Origin of the sequence: Pseudomonas sp. VA159-2, assembly GCF_024126635.1 — a bacterium.
Classification (GTDB): Bacteria; Pseudomonadota; Gammaproteobacteria; order Pseudomonadales; family Pseudomonadaceae; genus Aquipseudomonas; species Aquipseudomonas muyukensis.
In genome coordinates this window covers 99,207-120,094 of sequence record NZ_JAMYBV010000001.1, presented here as the reverse complement: position 1 = coordinate 120,094, position 20,888 = coordinate 99,207, and the positions used below count along the sequence as shown (strand labels likewise).

Sequence of the window (20,888 nt, the reverse complement as noted above, 5' to 3'; positions counted from 1 at the left end):
GACGCAAGGCCGCTCCTACAGGGACTCGCTAAAGCAATGAGTTACGGTTTGTTCCATGGGAGTGGCCGTCACCCCCGGGGCTTGCCCCGCAACGGTTTCAGTAGATCGCCCAAGCCGTTGTGGTCGATCTCGTGCATCAACGCCAGCAACCCGCCCAGCTCCCCGGGCGGGAAGCCCTTGCGCGCGAACCAGGCCAGGTAGTCGCCCGGCAGGTCGGCGATGATCCGCCCCTGGTACTTGCCGAAGGGCATGGTGCGGGTGACCAGCAATTGCAGGGATTCGGCTTTCATCGGGCAGCGGCCTGTGGCGGGTTGAGCGCGGACCATACTGCAAACTGCACGACGACCCAAGCGGCAATCATGCAGAACGCCTCGCCCCGCTTGCCCTTGTTTATCTTCAAGTCCTTGATTTAAATGGTTTTTATTTTTGTCGATAATTTGGCACGAAGCCTGCTCCTGTCTCTGTGACTATCACCTGCCAAGGAGTTCAAGCCATGAGCAATCCCAACAAAGATGTAATCGACGTGCTCAACGACCTGATCGAGTACAGCAAGGACGGCGAGAAAGGTTTCAAGGAGTCGGCCGATGATGTCAAGAATCCGGAGTTGAAGGCATTCTTCGTCCAGCGTGCCGGCGAATGCGCCAATGCCGCAGCCGAACTGCAAAGCGAAGTGCGTCGGCTCGGTGGTGATCCGGAGACTTCCACCAGCCTCAGCGGCGACCTGCACCGGGGCTGGGTCAACCTCAAGTCGATGGTCACTGGCAAGGACGAAGAGGCTGTGCTCAATGAAGTGGAACGCGGCGAGGATCATGCGCTGAAAGCCTACAAGGATGGCCGCGAGAAGCTGGTCAAGCTGGGGCGTACGGCGAACGATTCGGCCTACGCGCTGGTGGAGAAGCAGTTGCAAGGCGTGCAACGCAATCATGACCAGGTGAAGGCGCTGCGTAACGCGGCGCGCGCGGGATCGTAAGCGGGATCGTTGGGGGCGCTGTGCGCCCCTTTGGCGACACAAGGCCGCTCCTGCAGGGGAACACAATGCCCTGTAGGAGCGGCCTTGTGTCGCCAAAGGGCTGCGCAGCAGCCCCCTAGGGCCTCGGCCCTTCAACCCGATTGCGACCATTGGCCTTGGCCCGGTACAGCGCCTCGTCGGCATCCCCCAGCAAGCCCGCCAGGTCTTGCGCGCCACCCGGCGCATGCAGGCCAATCCCCACGCTCACCGTCACCGCGCGCTCATCGTCGCCGAACGGCGGCATCGCCTCGACACTGGCACGAATGCGCTCGGCCAGCAGCAGCGCGCCGGCCAGTTCGGTCTCTGGCAGCACCACCTGGAACTCCTCGCCGCCATAGCGCGCCGCCAGGTCCGCCGGTCGGCGGATGCACCGCTGCAAGGTGCTGGCCACCTCGCGCAGCACATGGTCGCCGCCGGCGTGGCCATGGCGCTGGTTGAACGCCTTGAAGTGATCCACATCCACCATCAGCACCGCCAGTGGCTTGCGGTTGCGCTGGGCGCGGGCCCATTCCTGGCGCAGCACCTGGTCGAGGCGGCGGCGGTTGGCCAGACCCGTGAGGCTGTCGGTGGCGGCCAGGGTCGCCAGGCCCTGCTCGGCATCGTGGCGGCGGCGCAATTCGCGGCCCAGCAGCAAGGTCAGCCAGAGGATGCCGATGCACAGCACGCCAGTGGCCACGCTGACCACCATTGCGGTGCGTCGCCATGACTGGAACACCTCGTCGGCCGAGTGCGCCACCAGCACGATCAGCGGCAGGTCGGCGACCCGGGCGAAGGTATAGAGGCGCTGGCCTTCATAAGCTGTCGAGCGGGCGGTAAAGCTGCCGCTACGCTCGCCGAGGATGCGCTTGAAGTTGGGACGCTCGCTGAAACTGGTACCGATAAGCGGATCCTGCGGGCGGGTCGGCTGGCGCGCCAGCAGCTGGCCGTCGGTGTTGAACAGGTTGACGCTGCTGTCCACGCCGATGTCCAGGCGTTGGAACAGCGCGTTGAAGTAGGACAGGCGCAGGGCCCCGGCTGCCAGGCCCTGGAATTCGCCATGGGGCCCGGAGATGCGTCGGCTGAAGCTGATGCACCAGTCCAGGTCGCCAAGCCGCGCCTTGAACGGCGGGCTGATCAGCAGGCCCAGGTGCGGCTGATCGCGGTGGGACTGGAAGGGCACGGTGTCGGCGAAATTGGCCTGGCGCGGCAGCGCGCTGGTGGAGTCGCCGAGCACGTCGCCCTTGGCGTCGAGCCAGAGGATGTCGCCGCGCACCGGGGCGGAGAAGGCCTGGTTGAAGAGAATCTGCTGGCGCAGCCTGGGCGACACCTTGAGCAGCTCGGGGTGCTGCACCGCCCAGATCAGGCCCTTGAGCGACTGGTCGTAGAGTTCGACGTTGCGCAGGATGTCGCTTTCGATCAACTGCACGATGTTGCTCGACGAGCGCATGGCCGATTGCTCGACGCTGTCTCGCTCACGGGCCAGCAGGTAGCTGACGATGGCCACGATGGCGAGCACGGCAAGGCAGCTGCCCAGGTTCAGGATCAGCTCGGGGTGCGACTTGTACAGGGCGGATCGTGGTGATCGGGTGGGCAACGTCATGCTCGCAACTGCATAAGCCCCGGGATCCCTGGGGAATGGGCCGAAAAGCGGCGGCGATATTCTAGGCAAGCGGTGATTGTCGGACAAGATCAAAGGCGATTTGGCCGACGGAAATGATTCAGGAGGGCCGGGCCCAGGCAACGAGCGGCTGACTGTGCAGGAGCGGCCTTGTGTTGCGAAAAGGGCTGTGCAGCAGCCCTAGATTTTGCAGGGCTGCTTGAGAGTGCTGGGGCCGCTGTGCGGCCCTTTCGCGACACAAGGCCGCTCCTACCGTTATTACCGCGTTAGAACACGTTCAGCGGGTAATCCACGATCACCCGGAACTCGTCGTTGTCCTGTTCGCTCGCATACGCCGCGTTGGCCCGGTGCGTGGCATAGCGCAGCAGCACCGACAGGTCCTTGAGCTGGCCTTCCTGGAACACGTACTTCAGGTCGAAGTCACGTTCCCAGTGCCGGGCATTCTTGCCGTCCGCGTTGTAGAAGTCATAGAACTCGGTGTCCTGGCTGGCCTTGGTCAGGTCGGCCTTGCCGCGCGAGTAGGACAGCGAGGTGCTCAGGCCCGGCACGCCGAGGCCGGCGAAGTCGTAGTCGTACTGCAGCTTCCACGAGCGCTCGTTCGGCGCGTTGAAGTCCGAATACATGCGCGAGTTGTCGAGGAAGATGCTGTCACCCAGGTTGATGTAGTCGAACGGCGTGTTGCCGTTGACCCGCTGGTAGGCGGCGGTGACGCTGTGGTAACCGGCTGCCACGGTGAAGTGCACGCTCCAGGTGTTGTTGTCGATGCTGCCCAGCTTCGACTGGCCGGTGTCCTGGGTGTGATAGAAGTGCACGCCTGGGTTCAGGCTGACCAGGTCGTTGACCACGTAGGTGTAGTCGAAGTCGGCGTAGTACTGGTTCCAGATGTCCTTGAGCTCGGCGGCATAGACATTGGCGGTGATGTGCTCGGTGCCGCTCCACGACGCGCCGGCCCAGCTCAGGTTCTGGCTGTCCTGCTCGGGCGTCTGGTTGCTGTAGTAGGTGTTGATGCGGCGGTGGCCGCTCTGGTTGTACGGCTTGGTGAAGCTGACCTTGCCGCCTTCGAGCATCAGCCCGTCGATGCTGTTGTTGGTCACCGCGACGCCGCGGAAGGTCTGCGGCAGCATGCGGCTTTCGCCACCGGCGATCACCGGGTTGGTGAGGAACAGGTCACCGGCCTTGAACTCAGTGTCGAAGCCCTTGAGCTTGATCGCGCCGCCGGCGGTGGAGAAGGCGTGGCGGGCCTTGTCGCCCGGTTCGCTCGGCAGGATCGAGGTGCCGGCATGGCCGGAGCCACCGTCCAGTTTCAAACCGATCATGGCGTGGGCATCGAGGCCGAAGCCGATGGTGCCGGGCGTGTAGCCGGACTCGAAGCGCGCCACGGCGCCCTGGCCCCACTCGCGCTTGTCCTCTACCTTGCGGTTCTTTTCGTTGCGGTTGAAGTAGGCATTGCGAAAATGCAGCTTGAGCGAGGACCCTTCGATGAAGCCCTCGGCTTGCGCTTCTTCGGCCTGGGCGGCGACGGGAATCGTTGCGGCCAACGCAACGAACAACGGGGTGAAACGAAACGCGGAAAGCACCGGTACAAACTCCTTTGGTCAAGCGGTTGGGCAGATTTTATTGTCGTGTCTGCCGATCTCTTATTAGAGACGCAACATCCCTGCTGATATTTTCGACACATAAAAAAAGCCGCTGATTAGCAGCGGCTTTGAAAGGCTAACATATCGTCACAGGCGGTGCCCATGGTGTAGCCAAGGGAAAACTTCGAATCGAAAATGGCCGGTCAGCTATCGACATCGCTGTCGGCGGACACTTTGGAAGCTGTCTGCTGCGAGTCTTTCACCGCGTCGGCCGGCTTGGCGGCATAGGCGTCGCGGGCCTCTTGATGGACAGCGGCAAGTTCGCTGTTACGGGCGACGAAGGCCGGCGATTCTTCGGCCATGGCCAGGGGCGACAACAACAGGGACGACAGGACGAAGACGCTGGCAATACCCATACTGTTGGACATTTGATGCAACCTTCTTGCAGAGCAAGTGCGAGTGATGACGGGGCTAAAGTTAGCCCTGTAAACAACCTGGAAACAGAGGCCGTTTGGATAAGCACTGTTGCATAAAAGGTAATTATTGCGGGTAAAAGTGTCAGATTTTTACCGCAAACCCGCGTAGTTGACCGTTCGGCAGGCTGATGCCGAAGGTATTGGCGCCTGCTGCGCTGCGCACGAACACACTGCCGCCGTGCATCAGGGCGATGGCCTTGACGATCGCCAGGCCCAGGCCATGGTTGCCGCCCCCGCTGTTGGCCCGGGCGGCATCCACCCGGTAGAAGCGCTCGAACAAAAGCGCCAGGTGCTCGTCGGCGATCGCCGGGCCAGGGTTGCTGACGGCGATGTTGACCTGCTGCTCATCGGCCTCGATGCGCACCTCGATCACCTGGTGCGGCGCGGTGTGCTGCACGGCGTTGTTCAGCAGGTTGATCAGCGCCCGGCGCAGTTGGGCCTTCTCGATATGTGCCTGGGCGTCGCCGCTGACGCTGACGCTGACCTGGGCGTCCTCGAGGATGAAGTCGAGGTAGTCCAGGGTGGTGGCCACTTCCTCGGCCAGCGATGCCTGGGTCAGCGCGGTGGCCTTGCTGCCCTGGTCGGCGCTGGCCAGGAACAGCATGTCGTTGATGATGCTGCGCAGGCGCTCGAGCTCCTCGAGGTTCGATTGCAGCACCTCGAAGTAGTGCTCGGCGCTGCGCCCGCGGGTGAGGGCGACCTGGGTCTGGCCGATCAGGTTGGTCAGCGGCGAACGCAGTTCGTGGGCGACATCGGCGTTGAACGCTTCCAGTTGCGTGTAGGCCTGGCTGACCCGGTCGAGGGCGGCGTTGAAGGCGCTGGCGAACTGCGCCAGTTCCGGCGGCAGGTCGTGGCTTTGCAGGCGCCCGTCCAGGCGCGGCGGGGCCAGGGTCTGGGCTTCGTCCGAAAGCGCCTGCAAGGGCTTGAGGCCGATGCGCGCGACCCAGTAGCTGAGCAGCGAGGCCAGCAACACGCCCAGCGCGGCCAGGCCGACGATGGCCACCAGCAGGCTGTGCTGGGCCTGCCAGAAGGTCTCGGTGTCGATGCCGATCAGAAAGCGCAGCGGCGGGCGCTCGCCCAGGGCCGGCAGTTCGCTGACCAGCACCTTGTAAGGGTAGGGGCTGTTGGCCAGGCGCAGGTCGCGCATGCCTGGCGCGCCTTCGGCGAAGGCGCGCAGCTGTTGGCTGGGCTGGCCGTACTCGAAGGCCGGGTCGCTGCTCACCACCCAGAAGCGGATGCGCCGGTCTTCTTCGCTGAGCAGGTTGAGCTTGTTGTTGATCTTGGCCCAGTGTTCGGCGGTGCCGTAGCGGTTGAGGGTGGACTCGAGCACGCTGAAGCGCGCGTCCAGTTCGGCTTCGGGCAGCAGGTCGAGGCTGCGGTCGACCTGGCGGTACAAGGCGCTGCCGATCAGCACGAACACGGCCAGGGCCACCAGGGTGAACAGTGCCGAGAGGCGCAGGGCGATGGAGTTGCCGGGTTTGCTTCGGAAAAGGGTCATGGGCTGTCGCTCCCTGGGGCTGCTTTGCAGCCCTTTCGCGACGCAAGGCCGCTCCTACAGGGGGACGCGATCCCCGGGAGGAGCGGCCTTGCGTCGCGAAAGGGGCGCATAGCGCCCCCCGGGCTACCCACGGTTCTCCAGGACATAACCCATGCCTCGAATGGTATGCAGCAACTTGTTGTCGAACGGCCCGTCGAGCTTGGCGCGCAAGCGCTTGATCGCCACCTCGACGACATTCGCGTCGCTGTCGAAATTGATGTCCCAGACCAGCTCGGCGATGGCGGTCTTGGACAGGATCTCGCCCTGTCGGCGGGCCAGCACGCTGAGCAGCGAGAACTCCTTGGCGGTCAGCTCCAGGCGTTGTCCGGCGCGGCTGGCCTTGCGCGCCATCAGGTCGATCCACAGGTCGGCGACCTGGATCTGCAACGGTTCGTGGACCGCGCTGCGGCGGGTCAGGGCCTGCAACCGAGCCACCAGTTCAAGGAACGAGAACGGCTTGCCCAGGTAGTCGTCGGCACCTTCGCGCAGGCCGTGGATGCGGTCCTCGACCCGCTCGCGGGCGGTGAGCATGATCACCGGCGTCTGCTTGCGCGCCCGCAGCGCACGCAGCACGCCATAGCCGTCCAAGCCGGGGAGCATGACGTCGAGCACGATCACCGCGTAGTCACCTTCCAGGGCCAGGTGCAGGCCGTCGATGCCGTCGCGCGCCAGGTCGACGGTAAAGCCCTGTTCGCTGAGGCCGCGATGCAGGTAGTCGGCGGTTTTCTCTTCGTCTTCGATGATCAGCACACGCATGGTCTTGTCTCAACTGGCGGTCGGCGCCGGGGCAACGGTGGCCCGGCGGCGGTGGAACAGGCGCTCCAGGGCCAAGTATATGACCGGGGTGGTGAACAGCGTCAGCGCCTGGCTCACCAGCAAGCCGCCGACCACGGCGATGCCCAGCGGCTGGCGCAGCTCGGCGCCGGCGCCAACGCCTAACATCAGTGGCACCGCGCCGAGCAACGCGGCCAGGGTGGTCATGATGATCGGGCGAAAACGCACCAGGCACGCCTGGTGGATCGCCTGCTCGGGCGTCAGGCCCTGGTTGCGCTGGGCCTCCAGGGCGAAGTCGATCAGCAGGATGCCGTTCTTCTTGACGATGCCGATCAAAAGCACCACGCCGATCAGCCCCATGATGGTGAAGTCCTGGCCCATGGCCCAGAGCAGTACCAGGGCACCGAGCCCCGCCGACGGCAGCGTGGAAATGATCGTCAGCGGATGCACCAGGCTCTCGTAGAGCACGCCGAGGATGATGTACACCGCCACCAGCGCGGCGAGGATCAGGTACGGCTGGCTCGACAGCGAGCTCTGGAACGCCTGGGCCGCGCCCTGGAAATTGCCGGTGATGGCGTCGGGCATGCCCAGCTCGCGCTGGGTGCGCTCGAGGATCTGCACCGCCTCGCCCAGGGCCACGCCCGGCGCCAGGTTGAACGACAGGTTGGCGGCCGGGAACAGGCCGTCGTGGCTGATCGACAGTGGCCCGGTACTGGGCGGCGCGACATGGGCCAGGGCCGACAGCGGCACCATCTCGCCGGACAGCGGCGAGCGCAGGTAGAAGTAGTTGAGGCTCTCGGCCTTGCCGCGCTGGCGGGCGTCCAGCTCGAGGATCACCTTGTACTGGTTGGTCTCGGTCTGGAACTCGCTGATCTGCCGCTGGCCGAAGGCGTCGTACAGCGCCTGGTCGACGTCGCTGGTGCTCAGGCCGAAACGCGCCGCGGCCTGGCGGTCGATGTCGATGCGGGTGACGCTGGCGCCCAGCTGCAGGTCGTTGGACAGGTCGCGCAACGCCGGGTTGTCCCGCAGGCGTTCGGTCAGGCGCTGGGTCCACAGGTTCAGGGCCACCCCATCGTTGCTCTTGAGCACGTACTGGTACTGGGTGCGCGACGGCCCGGAGCTGAGGTTGATGTCCTGGCCGGCCCGCAGGTACAGGACGATGCCAGGCACCTGGGCCAGCTTCGCGCGCATGCGGTCGATCCATTCGCTGGCCGAGACGTCGCGCTCGCCGCGGGGCTTGAGGGCGATCCAGAAGCGGCCGTTGGCGATGGTCTGGTTGCTGCCGGTGACCCCCACCGAGTGGGAGAAGGCGCGTACCGCCGGGTCGGCCTCGATGATCCTGGCCAGGGCCTGGTGTTTTTCGATCATCGCCGGATACGACACGTCCGCCGCCGCCTCGCTGGTGCCGAGGATGAAGCCGGTGTCCTGCAGCGGGAAGAAGCCCTTGGGGATGGCCACGTAGCCGGCCACCGCCAGCGCCAGGGTGACGCCGAACACCGCCAGGGTGGTGCGCTGGTGGGCCAGCGCCTGGTCCAGGCCTCTGGCGTACCCGCGCAGCAGGCGCTGGCCGAGGCCGCCGTGCTGTTCGGCGGGTGGGCGGCGCATGCACAGCGCGGCGAGGGTCGGCGCCAGGGTCAGCGATACCAGCACCGAAATCAGGATGGTCGCCGTGGCGGTGAGGGCGAACTCCTTGAACAACCGACCAACCACCCCGCCCATGAACAGCAGCGGAATGAACGCGGCAATCAGCGAGAAACTGATCGAGACCACGGTGAAGCCGATCTCGCCGGCGCCCTTGAGCGCGGCGCTGCGGCTGTCGTCGCCGGCCTCCAGGTGGCGGTGGATGTTCTCCACCACGACGATGGCATCGTCGACCACGAAACCCACGGCGATGACGATGGCCACCAGGGTGAGGTTGTTGAGGCTGAAGCCGAACAGGTACATCAATGCGCAACTGGCGATCAGCGACACGCCGAGCACGCTGGAGACGATGAAGGTCGCCGACCACTGGCGCAGGAACAGCGCCATCACCCCGATCACCAGGGCCACGGCGATCATCAGGGTCAGCTCCACTTCGTGCAGCGAGGCGCGGATGGTCTGGGTGCGGTCCTGCAGCGCCGACACCTCGACCGCGGCCGGCAGCATCTGCTGCAAGCGCGGCAGGGCGTCCATCACCCGGTCCACGGTGTCGACGATGTTGGCCCCGGGCTGGCGGAAGATCACCAGGTTAAGGCCCGGTTGCTGGCCCGACCAGGCCTTGACGTAGGCGTTCTCGGCGCCTTGGATCACCTTGGCGACGTCAGACAGGTGCACCGGCGCGCCATCGCGGTAGCTGACGATCAGCCGCGCGTAGTCCTCGGGGTGGAACAGCTGGTCGTTGGCGGCGAGGGTCGACACGCTGTGCTCGCCGTACAACGCGCCCTTGGCCAGGTTGAGGCTGGTCTGCTGGATGGCCTGGCGGATATCGGCCAGGGTCAGGCCGATGGCGGCGAGTTTCTCGGGCTGGGCCTGCACGCGGATCGCCGGGCGCAGCTGGCCGGTGATGTTGATCAGGCCGACCCCGTCGATCTGGCTGAGCTGGCGCGCCAGCAGGGTCTCGGCGTAGTCGCTGAGCTCATTGCCGGGCATCTGCGTGGCGCTGACGGTGAGGATCAGCACCGGGCTGTCGGCCGGGTTGACCTTGCGCCAGGTCGGCGGGCTGGGCATGTCCTGGGGCAGGCGCGCGGTGGCGGTGTTGATCGCCGCCTGGACTTCCTGGGCGGCGGTGTCGATGTTCTTGTCGAGGGTGAACTGCAGGATCAGGTTGGTCGAGCCCAGGGCGCTGCTGCTGGTCATCTGGCTCATGCCGGGGATGGCGCTGAACTGCACCTCCAACGGGGTGGCGACCGAAGAGGCCATGGTCTCGGGGCTGGCACCGGGCAACTGGGCGGTGACCTGGATGGTCGGGAAGTCCGCTTCGGGCAGGGGCGCCACCGGCAGCCGGGGGAAGGCGATGGCGCCGAGCAGCACCAGGGCGAAGGTCAGCAGCAAGGTGGCGATGGGGTGGTCGATGCACCAGGCCGATACGCCGTTGCGGGTGTTCATGGCGAGCTCCTGCGGTTGGCCATCGCCGCCGGAGCGGGGGCCTCGGGCGTGACCTCGACGGTGCTGCCGGGCTTGAGCCGCGACTGACCGTCCAGCACCAGGCGATCGCCAGCCTTGACCCCGGCGATGACGTTCAGCGTGCTGTCCTGGTACACCACCTTGACCGGCACGGCGCTGACCTTGTCGCCGTCCAGGCGGTAGACGAAGTGACCGTCGATGCTGCGCTGCACCACGGGTGGCGGCACCACCAAGGCACCCTCGTGCACCGCCGTGCGCAGGCGCACGGTGACCAGCTGGCCGGGCCACAGGCGGCCGCCGGTGTTGTCGAACTCGGCCTTGACCCGCACCGTGCCGGTGGTGGCCGAGACCTGGTTGTCGATCAGCATCAGGTGGCCCTTGGCGAGCAGGCTGCGTTCGCCGTCGGCGTCCATGTACGCCTCGACCTCGGCGGGGGTAGACGATTTCAGCAGGCCCTGCAGGACGGGGAGTTGCTGCTGGGGCAGGGCGAACTCCACGGCGATGGGGTCGATCTGGGTGACGCTGAACAGGCTTTGCGTATCGCTGCTGCGCACCAGGTTGCCGGGGTCGATGTTGCGAATGCCGACGCGCCCGGTCACCGGCGAGCGGATCTGTGTGTAGCTGAGCTGCACCGCGGCGTTGTCGATGGCGGCCTGGTTGCCCTTGAGGGTCGCCTGCAACTGCTTGACCAGGGCCTGCTGCTGGTCGAGGGTCTGCTTGGACACGCCGTCGTCCGTGCTCAGCAACTGGTAGCGCCTGAGGTTGACGTTGGCCACCTGCAGCTGCGCCTGGGTCTGCCCCAGCTGGGCGCGGGCCTGGTCGAGGTTGGCGCGGATCGCCCGGTCGTCGAGTGCGGCCAGCAGGTCGCCGGCCTTGACCCACTGGCCCTCCTTGACCAACACCTGGGTCAGCACGCCCTCCACCTGTGGCCGTACCTCGACGCTGTGCAGCGACAGCACCGAGCCGATGGCACTGAGGTAGCGCGGCACATCCTGCTCGACCACGGCCACCACCCGCACCGGCACCGCGCTGGCGGCGCGGCTGGGCGGGGGGCTGGGGCGTTGGCCGAGCCACAGGCCGGCGGCGGCCAGCATCAGTAAAGCCAGCGCGGCAACAACGAGGGGGCGGGACGGACGTCGCATCGGGGCGGGTACCTTGGCCGGAGGGCTGGGAACGGGTCTGGTATAGCCAGGGTTATAGCGCGCCGATCGGGTCGCCAGCGTGACGTCTGGCTGTCACGGCTGTCAGTTTCGAGCGGTTGATGGCCAAGTGCCAATACCCTGCCGTGGATCAATATTGCCCCCGCGTTTGAACCTAAAGTCGTACGCCCTGCCGATTTTCCCGTACAACAACGAGAGCCTCCGATGAAGTGCAATATGCCCGTTACCGGTCGCGAAGTGGATTACCCCGGCGACGCCAACATCCTGTCCACCACCGACCTGGACAGCCGTATCACCTATGCCAACGACGATTTCGTCCGGGTCAGCGGTTTCACCCCGCAGGACCTGCTGGGCAACGCCCACCATATCGTCCGCCACCCGGACATGCCGGCCGAGGCCTTTGCCCAGATGTGGCAGACGCTCAAGGCCGGGCATTCGTGGATGGGGTTGGTGAAGAACCGCTGCAAGAACGGCGACCACTACTGGGTGAGTGCTTTCGTCTCGCCGATCAGCAGTGGCGGACAGGCGCTGGAATACCAGTCGGTGCGGACCAAGCCCGAGCGGGCCCAGGTCGAGGCGGCCGAGCGCTGCTATGCGCGTCTGCGCCAGGGCCGGCGCGACTGGCGCCAGCGCTTGCCGGTAGCCGGGCTTGGCGCGCGCCTGGCGCTGTCGGTGGGCGCGGTGTGCGCGCTGGTGATCGGCGTCGGGCAGTGGTGGCATGGCGCCTCCTGGCTGGTCACCCTGGTGCAGATGGCGTTGGCCGCAAGCCTCAGCGCCCTGGCGATCCAGTGGCTGTTGCGCCCCTACGAGCGCCTGCGCCGCCAGGCCCTGGCGATTGCCGACAACCCGCTGAGCCAGCAGTTGTACACAGGCCGGCGCGATGGCCTGGGCCAGATCGAGTTCGCCATGCGCATGCTCAAGGCGCAGTTGGGCGCGGTGGTGGGGCGTATCGGCGATACCTCGTCGCGCCTGGCCGGGCATTCCGGCGCGCTGGCCGAGGCGCTGCACAGCAGCCATGCCAACAGCCTGGAGCAGCAGGGCGAAGCGGACCAGGTGGCCACCGCGATCCAGCAGATGAGCGCCAGCGTCGCCCAGGTGGCCAGCAGCGCGCAGATGGCCTCGATGGCCGCCGACCAGGCCGAGGACGAGACCCAGGCCGGGCACCAGCTGGTCGATCGCAACCGCTGTGCGATCCAGGACCTGGCCGGTTCGCTGGTGGAGGCCAGCGAGGTGATCGAACAGCTGGAAAACCACAGCAGCGAGATCTCCGGGGTGCTCGACGTGATCCGCGGCATTGCCGAACAGACCAACCTGCTGGCGCTCAATGCCGCCATCGAGGCGGCGCGGGCCGGTGACCAGGGGCGTGGTTTCGCCGTGGTGGCCGACGAGGTGCGTGGCCTGGCCCAGCGTACCGCGCAGTCGACCCACGATATCCAGCGCATGATCGCCGCCCTGCAGGACGGCGCCCGGGCCGCGGTGCAGGTGATGCAGCAGAGCAGCGCCCATGCCGGGCACAGCGTCGAGCAGGCGCAACTGGCCAGCGACGCGCTGGACAGCATCAGCGTGCGGGTCAACCAGATCAACGAGATGAGCTTGCAGATCGCCGCGGCGGTAGAGCAGCAGAGCCAGGTCAGCGAGAACATCAACCGCAACATCACCTGCATTCGCCAGGCCAGCGAGGCGACGGTGACCATGGGCCAGCGCAGCCATGGCAGCGCCAGTGACGTGGCCGACCTGGCCAAGGACCTACGGCGGTTGGCGGATGAGTTCTGGCGGCGCTGCCAGTGAGCCGTTGAGCGGGCCTACCCCGCGATTGGAGCTATCTAGAAACCGATGAACGCGTAGTAGACCGGTGTTTCGCCCGTCACCTGCAGGCAATGGTCCTGCAGTTCGGCGGCAAGCGCCGCGTCCTGCACATGCACCGCCCAGGGGCCGTCGACCGCCTGTGGCGCCTGCTCCAGCACCGTGGCAAACGCCGTCATGTCCGGCAGCCATGCGGTAAACCCGTTGCCCTTGAGCGCACTGGTGGTCATCCCCAGCGCCTGGCAGATCGCCACTTTGCCCGCGATATCCTCACGATCAGCCTGGCGCGAGGCCTCGATCAAGGCGCGCAGCCTTTCATCCTGCGGCAGGCTGCCATGAATCAGCACCGGTCCCTGCTCCCAGGCCTCGGGTGGGCAATCCTTGTTCTGCGGCCGCAGCGGCAGGTGCGGGTTGATCTCCGCCGGGTAGATCCGGCACACCAGCGGCCGGCTGTCATAGATGCTGCACAGGTCGTCGGCGTCGAGGTGGCGACAGCGCCCGGGGTTGAACGCGGCGAAGGTCACCGATACGCGTAGCTGGCCTTTGCCGCAAGCCACTGGGTGCGAGCGGCGCAGCACATGCTCGCGCTGGTCGTCCGGCATGCCCGGGCCATCGGCCAGGAAGCCTTCGATCAACACGATCACCTGGCCAGCGGATAGCGCCCACTGTCGGGCTTCGGCCAGGGTCAGCGGCACGTGGTGGCCGGTGCAGCATTTACCGCAACCGGTGCAGGCGAAACGCAGTTCCTCGCTCACGGTTTGCCTGGGTTCCATTCGGTGACCACCGCATGCTGCTGCTGGCGACTGTACAGGCACAGCTCGGTGCCGCTGCGGTTGTTCATGTGTTTTTGCGGGTAGACGCCTTCGATCAGCAGTGCGCTGTAGCCGACCTGGTCGTCGAACTCGGCGGGCTTGCCCAGGGCGTGGGCATCCTTGAACTGACTGGCGGCCAGGCAGGCCTTGAGCATCTGCTGGCGCTGGTCGTTCCAGGCCTGGCTGCTGGAGGCGTGGGCTGCGCCGCTGATGAGCAGGGCGCAGGCGATCAGGGTGGGGCTGAGATATTTCATACGCGATACCGGCAATGAACATCCGAAGGGCGCGAATTATGCCCGAACATTCTCCTGCATCAAGCCAGGAAAATCCTGACTTGATATGTCAGCGCTCCTCGAACACCACCGCCCGCGCCGCGGTCACCAGGCAGTTGGTCAGCTCGGGCGAGGAGAACTTGGTCAGGATCGCGTTGGCCCCGGCCAGCTTGGCCTTGTCGCCGCTCATCGCGCTGTCCAGCGAGGTGTGCAAGAGGATGTACAAGTGCTGGAAGTCCGGGGTTTCGCGCAGGGTGCGGGTGAAGGCGAAGCCGTCCATCTCGGACATCTCGATGTCGGAAACGATGATGTTGATTTCCCGCTCGGTGCCTTGCAGCTCCAGCAGCACATTGATCGCGTCCTTGGCGCTGCGCGCGGTGTGGCACTCGATGCCGAGGTTGCGCAGGGTGTGCACCGATTGCTGCAGCGCCACCTGGCTGTCGTCGACCACCAGGATGTTGGCGGCGGCCAGCAGGCTGGCGTCCTCCTCGCTGACTTCACCCGGGTGCGGCTCGTGGGCCGGTGGGGCGATGCCGTGAATGACCTTCTCGATGTCCAGCACCTGCACCAGGGTGTTGTCGACCCGGGTCACGCCGGTGATGAACGAACGGTTGCCCGAGCCGTAGGGCGGCGGTTTGATGTCGGTGCTCAGGCAATGCACGATGCGGCTCACCGCCTGCACATGCAGGCCCTGGCGCGAGCGGCTGATCTCGGTGACGATCAGGCAGCCGCCGTCGGGGTCGGCCAGGGGCATTTCGCCGATGGCGCGGGACAGGTCGATCACCGACAGCGAGTTGCCGCGCAGGGTGGCCACGCCCTTTACGTGTGGGTGGGCCTCCGGCAGCTTGGTCAGCGGCGGGCAGGGGATGATCTCGCTGACTTTCAGCAGGTTGATTGCCATCAGCTTGCCGCTGCGCAGGGTGAACAGCAGCAGGGACAAGGAGTCCGCGCGGGCTTTTTGCGTGGCCATGGGCAACCTTCGCTATGAATGAGGGGGAGGATGCCGGGTTATCGGCTTTTTGCTGTCGGGCTTTAGCTTAGTTTGCTATTGGCGTTTGCAAGCAGGCGCAAGGCTTGCCGGTGCCACCGCGTCGCCTGGTTCGCCAGCAAGGCTGGCTCCTACAGGTATTGCAGGCCGTAACCGTTGTAGGAGCCGGCTTGCCGGCGAACACCGGCGTTGCCGGTGCCATCCACCGCGTCGCCTGGTTCGCCAGCAAGGCTGGCTCCTACGGGCATTGCAGGCCGTAACCGTTGTAGGAGCCGGCGTAGCCGGCGAACACCGGCGTAGCCGGTGCCATACTCCGCGCCGCCTGGTTCGCCACAAGCTGGCTCCTACAGGGTAGGGAGGGCGCTTAGCGCAAGCCCAAGCGCTTGGCCAGCCGGTTCAGGTTGGCCCGGTCCAGCCCCAGTTCCCGCGCGGCGGCGGCCCAGTTGTCCTGGTGGCGATTCAGGCACGTTTCGACAATCTGCCGCTGATAGTCATCCACCGCTTCGCGCAGCCCGCCCTCGGGCAATGGCCGGTCGGCCGACGGTGCCTCGGCGGCAACCTGCATGGCCGGTGCCACGGTGCGCAGGTCCAGGTCCGCCGCCTCCAGGGTGAGGATCCTTGGGCGCTGCCCATGCTGCCCCAAGGCCTTGAGCGCCGAGCGGCCGATCAGGTGCTCCAGTTCGCGCACGTTGCCCGGCCAGTCATACCCCAGCAGCGCGGCCTGGGCCTCGGCCGACAGGCGCAGGCTGCCCAGGCCCAGGCGCGAGCGGTTCTGCTCGAGGAAATAACCGGCCAGCAGCAGCACATCGCGGCCGCGTTCGCGCAGCGGCGGCACTTGCAGCGGGTACACGCTCAGGCGGTGATAGAAGTCGGCGCGGTAGTTGCCGTTGCGCACCTCTTCGGCCAGGTCGCGGTTGGTCGCGGCGATCAGGCGCACATCCACCCGATGCTCGCGGTCCGAGCCCAGGCGCTGCAACTGCCCGCTCTGCAATACCCGCAGCAGCTTGGCCTGTACTGCCAGTGGCAACTCGCCGACCTCGTCGAGGAACAGCGTGCCGCCATTGGCCAGTTCGAACTTGCCCCGGCGTTCACCGTGGGCGCCGGTGAAGGCGCCGCGCACGTGGCCGAACAGTTCGCTCTCGACCAAGGTGTCGGGCAGGGCGGCGCAGTTGAGGCTGATCAGCGGTTTGTCCGCGCGGTTGCTGGCGCGGTGCAGGGCCTGGGCCACCAGCTCCTTGCCCACGCCAGTCTCGCCGGTGATCAGCACGGTCAGGTCGCTGCCGCCGACCAGGCGGATCTCCTCGACCAGGCGCTTGTGCGCCTTGCTCTGGCCAATCAGTTCCTTGTCCTGGCCGCTGGCCTGGCGATACACCTCGGCACGCTGGTGCTCGTCCTCGGCGCGCAGGGCCAGGTGCTCGATGCGCTCGGCCACGGTGACGGTGGCGGCGGCCAGGCTGGCGAAGGCTTGCAGGGCCTCGAGCTCGAGGCTCTGGAACTGGCCGGCGGTGAGGGCATCGAGGGTCAGCAGGCCCCAGGGGCGTTCGTCGACCATCAGCGGGCAACCCATGCAGTCGTGCACCTCGAGGTCGACATGGGCGGCATCCACCAACCCGTCGTAAGGGTCGGGCAAAGGGCTATCGCTGGGGAAACGGGTGGGCTCGGGGCGGCTGAGCAAGGCCTGGAAGCGCGGGTGTTCACTGACCCGGAAGCGCCGGCCGAGGGTATCGGCCGACAGCCCGTCCACCGCCAGCGGCACCAGCCATTCGCCGTCCAGGCGCAGCAGCGCGGCGGCATCGCAGGGCAGCAGGCCGCGCATGGCCTGGAGCAAGCGGCGATAACGTTCCTGGTCGGGCAGGTCGCAGGACAGGTCGCTCACCAGCGGGAGGAGGGCGGTGAGCAGGGGTTTTGCAGTCATATGGACTCCTGTTGGTCTAAATGACTATACGCGTGAGTGTGTCCTTTTGACACCGGTCAATGAAAACCCCCGGTTTTGTTGACGATGAAAGTTGGCACGATTGCTGAAATAGCCTACGCAACCATTCGAAGCCACAGGCTCAGGAGTTGTCGTAATGCTCAATGCCGAACAACGTGCAATCATCAAAGCCACCGTGCCCCTGCTGGAAAGCGGCGGTGAGGCCCTGACCACCCACTTCTACAAGATGATGCTCAGCGAGTACCCCGAGGTACGCCCGCTGTTCAACCAGGCCCACCAGGCCAGCGGCGACCAGCCGCGCGCCCTGGCCAACGGCGTGCTGATGTACGCCCGCCACATCGACCAGCTCGAGCAACTGGGCGGCCTGGTTGGCCAGATCATCAACAAGCACGTGGCCCTGCAGATTCTCCCCGAGCACTACCCGATCGTCGGCAGCTGCCTGCTGCGCGCCATCGAGGAAGTGCTGGGCAAGGAAATCGCCACCCCTGAGGTGATCGCGGCCTGGGCCGCTGCCTACGGCCAGCTGGCCGACATCCTCATCGGCGCCGAAGAGAACCTGTACAAGCAGAAGGAAGAGGCTGTCGGCGGCTGGCGCGGCACCCGCGAGTTCCGCCTGGTGCGCCGCGAGCAGGAAAGCAGCGAGATCGTCTCGTTCTACTTCGCCCCGGTCGATGGCAAGCCGGTACTCAAGGCCGAACCCGGCCAGTACATCGGCCTGAAGCTTGAGATCGACGGCCAGGAGCAGCGCCGCAACTATTCGTTGTCGGCCCTGTGCGACGGCGAGCAGTACCGCATCAGCGTCAAGCGCGAGGCGGGCGGCAAGGTCTCCAACTACCTGCATGATGGCTTGATGGTCGGCGATACCCTGCAACTGTTCCCGCCTTCCGGTGATTTCACCCTGGCCGCCAGCGACAAGCCGCTGGTGCTGATCAGCGGCGGCGTGGGCATCACCCCGACCCTGGCCATGCTCGAGGCGGCCCTCGAGACCGAACGCCCGGTGCATTTCATCCATTGCGCGCGCAACGGCGCGGTGCATGCCTTCCGCGACTGGATCGATGGCCTGGCGGCGCGCCACCCGCAACTCAAGCGCTTCTACTGCTACGCCGAGGAGGATGGCAGCCAGGCTGCCGACGCAGTGGGCCTGCTGGACCAGGACCTGCTGGCCCAGTGGCTGCCGCGTGAGCGCGATATCGACGCCTACTTCCTCGGACCCAAGGGCTTCATGGCGGCGATCAAGCGCCAGCTCAAGGGCCTGGGCGTGCCGGAAGGGCAGAGCCGCTACGAGTTCTTCGGGCCGGCTGCGGCGCTGGAGTGAAGCGCTGAGCCCATCGCGTGGCAAGTCCGCTCCCTCAAAGCCGAGGATGGCGGCGTGGGCGCGGGCTTGCCCCGCGATGGACTTCATCCCAATCGCTGCGGTTCGGCGTTCTGCCGGGCCGCCAGCCCATGGATGCTCCCGGCCGTGGGTAATCGAGAACGAAGCGGACGATGGCATACGGCGCTGTCGGCCTGGCCGAGCGCCGAACCGCAGCGATTGGGCCTATAGCCGATCTTCTATATAAGGAAGAGATGAACGCGGTTACACCTGCCTTCATCTTTAATCCTCCTTTAATCACTGTATCCTTCACTCCCGAGTGTCGAGGGGCTTGCCCCTGTCCGGCGCTCGGGCCGCCGTGTTTTTCACGCGCGGCCGTTGAACCGAAACCGACCTGCTCGGTCCTAGGTCAGCAGTGGATCGCGCGCACGCCTCTCCTCGATGCATTCAAAGGTCATCTCCAGCGTGTAGACTTGGCGCCCCCGGGCAGCCCGCGCTGCCACACTCCATCGAAGGAATCGGCAATGAACGAACTCTCATCGCGCCTGAATCGGGAACGGCGCTTTCTGGTGCTGCTCGGCGTGATCTGCCTGGCGCTGATCGGGGGCGCCCTGTACATGCAGGTGGTGCTGGGCGAGGCCCCCTGCCCGCTGTGCATCCTGCAACGCTACGCCTTGCTGTTCATCGCCGTGTTCGCCTTCCTCGCCGCGGCCATGCCGGGGCAGCGCAGCCTGACCTTCTTCGAGGCGCTGGTGGTGCTCAGCGCCATCGGTGGCATCGTTGCAGCCGGCAACCATGTGTATATACTCGCCAACCCGATGGTCAGCTGCGGCATCGATACCCTGCAGCCCATCGTCGACGACCTGCCGCTGGCCAAGCTGTGGCCGCTGGCATTCCAGGTCGATGGCTTCTGCGCCACCCCGTACCCGCCGATTCTCGGCCTGTCCCTGGCCCAATGGGCCTTGGTTGCCTTCGTGCTGACCGCGCTGCTGGTGCCGCTGGGCATCTACCGCAACCGTCGCCGCGCTTAGACAAAAGTCCCGAATTGACCTGGGTCTATTGCGCAGCGAGATAAGCCGCAAAGCGCGTGCAACGGTTGATCCAGGTCAGGCTTCGGCCCTTGCGCTATAAGGGGTTGAGGGCTATCAAGCGGGGTGCGACAAACTGTCGCGAAGTTGATTTTTTGAGCAGTATTGTTACGCATTCTGTAAAAGACTGTTGCTCAATAAGTCATAGTCATCGTTGGGCGACCTATCTACAATCGCCCCCAATTTCCGTTCGGCACTGCTTGCGAGTCGCAGGATTGATGGGAGCCGCAGCGCTTTCCATTTGCTGACTTCGACAAGTTTCGCCCAACGGCGATACCGGGCGGACACCCCTCCGCGTTTTCCCGCACCAAATGGACTTGGTCTGAAGTACAGGCCTGTTGCCTACGAAACCATAAGCACCGCTAACCCGCTTGACGCCAAGATCCTGCAGTCGGATCCGGGCAGGGGCGAGTACGGGCGCCAATTGCCGCACTTGGCAGGACGAAGTGTTGGCTACCAAAACACAAATTGCATTGAAGCAAGCTGATCTAGAGGTCGTGAGATGAGTAAAAAGCGTTACCCCAGACTGTTTGGCATATTGCCCTTTTTAGGCATGCTTTTACTCAGTGGGTGCAACTGGACCCTGCTCGATCCGAAGGGCCAGGTGGGCATTGAGCAGAAGAACCTGATCCTGATCGCCACCGGCCTGATGCTGCTGGTGGTCGTGCCCGTGATCATCATGACCTTGGCGTTCGCCTGGAAGTACCGTGCTTCCAACAAGGCAGCCACCTACACCCCAGAATGGTCGCACTCGACCAAGATCGAAGCCGCGGTGTGGATCATCCCGATCCTGATCATCATCGCCCTGGGTTACTTCACCTACCACTCCACCCACAAGCTGGACCCGTACCGTCCACTGGATTCCGACGTGAAGCCGGTGCAGATCGACGTGGTCGCGCTGGACTGGAAGTGGCTGTTCATCTACCCGGAACAGGGCATCGCCACGGTCAACAAGATCGTCTTCCCGGCCAACACCCCGGTCAACTTCCGTGTCACCTCCGACGCCGTGATGAACTCCTTCTTCATCCCGGGCCTGGGTGGCCAGATCTACGCAATGGCTGGCATGACCACCAAACTGCACCTGATCGCCAACGAGAACGGTGAGTTCGACGGTATCTCCGCCAACTACAGCGGCGCCGGCTTCACCGGTATGAAATTCAAGGCAACCGCCACTTCCCAAGCCGACTTCGATGCATGGGTCGCCGAGGTGAAGGCTTCGCCGAAGAAACTGGACCAGGCCGAATACGACGCCCTGGCCAAAGCAAGCGAAAACAACCCAGTCGCGCTGTACAGCGAGGCTCCGGCTGACCAGTTCCAGCGCATCGTCGACAAGTACGAAGGCATGAACCGCGGTCGTCCGAACCACGAAGAAGCAGGCAGCAAAGACCTGGCCACTACCAAGGGTGTGGAATCGAGTATGCAACCAGCTGCCGGTGCAGAGGAGTAAG

The 20,888-nt window shown here is 65.4% G+C and carries 17 protein-coding genes; 5 read left to right on the top strand and 12 right to left on the bottom strand.

Annotated elements, in window-relative coordinates:
• Window positions 1-68: 68 nt before the first annotated feature.
• Complete coding sequence (locus NJG22_RS00495; protein WP_253091693.1) at window positions 69-290, bottom strand: DUF3820 family protein; 222 nt, start codon at window positions 288-290, stop codon at window positions 69-71.
• A gap of 203 nt (window positions 291-493) precedes the next feature.
• Here NJG22_RS00495 and NJG22_RS00490 point away from each other — a divergent pair, with 203 nt between their 5' ends.
• Window positions 494-970: a PA2169 family four-helix-bundle protein gene (locus tag NJG22_RS00490; protein WP_253091692.1), complete on the top strand. Its 477-nt coding sequence runs from the start codon at window positions 494-496 to the stop codon at window positions 968-970.
• A 115-nt stretch (window positions 971-1,085) separates the two neighbouring features.
• Here NJG22_RS00490 and NJG22_RS00485 read toward each other — a convergent pair whose 3' ends face one another.
• The 7 genes from NJG22_RS00485 to NJG22_RS00455 form a co-directional block, all read right to left on the bottom strand.
• A complete protein-coding gene (locus tag NJG22_RS00485; RefSeq protein WP_253092062.1) occupies window positions 1,086-2,582 on the bottom strand; it encodes a sensor domain-containing diguanylate cyclase in 1,497 nt (498 codons plus the stop codon).
• Between the two features lie 290 nt (window positions 2,583-2,872).
• Window positions 2,873-4,183: an OprD family porin gene (locus tag NJG22_RS00480; RefSeq protein WP_253091691.1), complete on the bottom strand. Its 1,311-nt coding sequence runs from the start codon at window positions 4,181-4,183 to the stop codon at window positions 2,873-2,875.
• A 203-nt stretch (window positions 4,184-4,386) separates the two neighbouring features.
• Window positions 4,387-4,611: a hypothetical protein gene (locus NJG22_RS00475; protein WP_253091690.1), complete on the bottom strand. Its 225-nt coding sequence runs from the start codon at window positions 4,609-4,611 to the stop codon at window positions 4,387-4,389.
• A 130-nt stretch (window positions 4,612-4,741) separates the two neighbouring features.
• Window positions 4,742-6,157: a heavy metal sensor histidine kinase gene (locus NJG22_RS00470; RefSeq protein WP_253091689.1), complete on the bottom strand. Its 1,416-nt coding sequence runs from the start codon at window positions 6,155-6,157 to the stop codon at window positions 4,742-4,744.
• A 123-nt stretch (window positions 6,158-6,280) separates the two neighbouring features.
• On the bottom strand, window positions 6,281-6,952 hold the full coding sequence (locus NJG22_RS00465) for a heavy metal response regulator transcription factor (RefSeq protein ID WP_217850127.1): 672 nt from the start codon (window positions 6,950-6,952) through the stop codon (window positions 6,281-6,283).
• Between the two features lie 9 nt (window positions 6,953-6,961).
• Entirely contained in the window at window positions 6,962-10,054 is a 3,093-nt protein-coding gene (locus NJG22_RS00460) for a multidrug efflux RND transporter permease subunit (RefSeq protein ID WP_253091688.1), read from the bottom strand.
• Entirely contained in the window at window positions 10,051-11,214 is a 1,164-nt protein-coding gene (locus NJG22_RS00455) for an efflux RND transporter periplasmic adaptor subunit (RefSeq protein ID WP_253091687.1), read from the bottom strand. The genes NJG22_RS00460 and NJG22_RS00455 overlap by 4 nt, the downstream gene beginning before the upstream one ends.
• A 222-nt stretch (window positions 11,215-11,436) precedes the next feature.
• Here NJG22_RS00455 and NJG22_RS00450 point away from each other — a divergent pair, with 222 nt between their 5' ends.
• Complete coding sequence (locus NJG22_RS00450; RefSeq protein ID WP_253091686.1) at window positions 11,437-13,020, top strand: PAS domain-containing methyl-accepting chemotaxis protein; 1,584 nt, start codon at window positions 11,437-11,439, stop codon at window positions 13,018-13,020.
• Between the two features lie 35 nt (window positions 13,021-13,055).
• Here NJG22_RS00450 and NJG22_RS00445 read toward each other — a convergent pair whose 3' ends face one another.
• The 4 genes from NJG22_RS00445 to norR all read right to left on the bottom strand — a co-directional run bounded on the left by NJG22_RS00445 (window position 13,056) and on the right by norR (window position 17,022).
• Window positions 13,056-13,790: a YkgJ family cysteine cluster protein gene (locus tag NJG22_RS00445; protein WP_253091685.1), complete on the bottom strand. Its 735-nt coding sequence runs from the start codon at window positions 13,788-13,790 to the stop codon at window positions 13,056-13,058.
• Complete coding sequence (locus NJG22_RS00440; protein WP_253091684.1) at window positions 13,787-14,101, bottom strand: hypothetical protein; 315 nt, start codon at window positions 14,099-14,101, stop codon at window positions 13,787-13,789. The genes NJG22_RS00445 and NJG22_RS00440 overlap by 4 nt, the downstream gene beginning before the upstream one ends.
• A gap of 88 nt (window positions 14,102-14,189) precedes the next feature.
• Window positions 14,190-15,089 (bottom strand): chemotaxis protein, encoded by a 900-nt coding sequence (locus tag NJG22_RS00435; RefSeq protein ID WP_217850115.1) that lies wholly within the window; start codon window positions 15,087-15,089, stop codon window positions 14,190-14,192.
• A gap of 382 nt (window positions 15,090-15,471) precedes the next feature.
• Window positions 15,472-17,022 carry a nitric oxide reductase transcriptional regulator NorR gene (norR, locus tag NJG22_RS00430; protein WP_253091683.1) on the bottom strand — a complete coding sequence of 517 codons (1,551 nt, stop codon included), beginning with the start codon at window positions 17,020-17,022 and terminating at the stop codon, window positions 15,472-15,474.
• Window positions 17,023-17,176: 154 nt separating this feature from the next.
• On the opposite strand from norR, the gene hmpA reads away from it, so the two are divergent.
• The 3 genes from hmpA to cyoA all read left to right on the top strand — a co-directional run bounded on the left by hmpA (window position 17,177) and on the right by cyoA (window position 20,887).
• Entirely contained in the window at window positions 17,177-18,355 is a 1,179-nt protein-coding gene (gene hmpA / locus NJG22_RS00425) for an NO-inducible flavohemoprotein (protein WP_253091682.1), read from the top strand.
• Window positions 18,356-18,876: 521 nt separating this feature from the next.
• Window positions 18,877-19,383 (top strand): disulfide bond formation protein B, encoded by a 507-nt coding sequence (locus NJG22_RS00420; RefSeq protein WP_253091681.1) that lies wholly within the window; start codon window positions 18,877-18,879, stop codon window positions 19,381-19,383.
• 559 nt (window positions 19,384-19,942) lie between these two features.
• Window positions 19,943-20,887 carry a ubiquinol oxidase subunit II gene (gene cyoA, locus NJG22_RS00415; RefSeq protein ID WP_134690016.1) on the top strand — a complete coding sequence of 315 codons (945 nt, stop codon included), beginning with the start codon at window positions 19,943-19,945 and terminating at the stop codon, window positions 20,885-20,887.
• Window position 20,888 lies beyond the last annotated feature (1 nt).

Bases quoted from the DNA above. Each gene is read 5' to 3' on its own strand.
- NJG22_RS00495 (WP_253091693.1), bottom strand. From the start codon at position 290: ATGAAAGCCGAATCCCTGCAATTGCTGGTCACCCGCACCATGCCCTTC.
- NJG22_RS00490 (WP_253091692.1), top strand. From the start codon at position 494: ATGAGCAATCCCAACAAAGATGTAATCGACGTGCTCAACGACCTGATC.
- NJG22_RS00475 (WP_253091690.1), bottom strand. From the start codon at position 4,611: ATGTCCAACAGTATGGGTATTGCCAGCGTCTTCGTCCTGTCGTCCCTG.
- NJG22_RS00470 (WP_253091689.1), bottom strand. From the start codon at position 6,157: ATGACCCTTTTCCGAAGCAAACCCGGCAACTCCATCGCCCTGCGCCTC.
- NJG22_RS00465 (WP_217850127.1), bottom strand. From the start codon at position 6,952: ATGCGTGTGCTGATCATCGAAGACGAAGAGAAAACCGCCGACTACCTG.
- NJG22_RS00460 (WP_253091688.1), bottom strand. From the start codon at position 10,054: ATGAACACCCGCAACGGCGTATCGGCCTGGTGCATCGACCACCCCATC.
- NJG22_RS00455 (WP_253091687.1), bottom strand. From the start codon at position 11,214: ATGCGACGTCCGTCCCGCCCCCTCGTTGTTGCCGCGCTGGCTTTACTG.
- NJG22_RS00450 (WP_253091686.1), top strand. From the start codon at position 11,437: ATGAAGTGCAATATGCCCGTTACCGGTCGCGAAGTGGATTACCCCGGC.
- NJG22_RS00440 (WP_253091684.1), bottom strand. From the start codon at position 14,101: ATGAAATATCTCAGCCCCACCCTGATCGCCTGCGCCCTGCTCATCAGC.
- NJG22_RS00435 (WP_217850115.1), bottom strand. From the start codon at position 15,089: ATGGCCACGCAAAAAGCCCGCGCGGACTCCTTGTCCCTGCTGCTGTTC.
- norR (WP_253091683.1), bottom strand. From the start codon at position 17,022: ATGACTGCAAAACCCCTGCTCACCGCCCTCCTCCCGCTGGTGAGCGAC.
- hmpA (WP_253091682.1), top strand. From the start codon at position 17,177: ATGCTCAATGCCGAACAACGTGCAATCATCAAAGCCACCGTGCCCCTG.
- NJG22_RS00420 (WP_253091681.1), top strand. From the start codon at position 18,877: ATGAACGAACTCTCATCGCGCCTGAATCGGGAACGGCGCTTTCTGGTG.
- cyoA (WP_134690016.1), top strand. From the start codon at position 19,943: ATGAGTAAAAAGCGTTACCCCAGACTGTTTGGCATATTGCCCTTTTTA.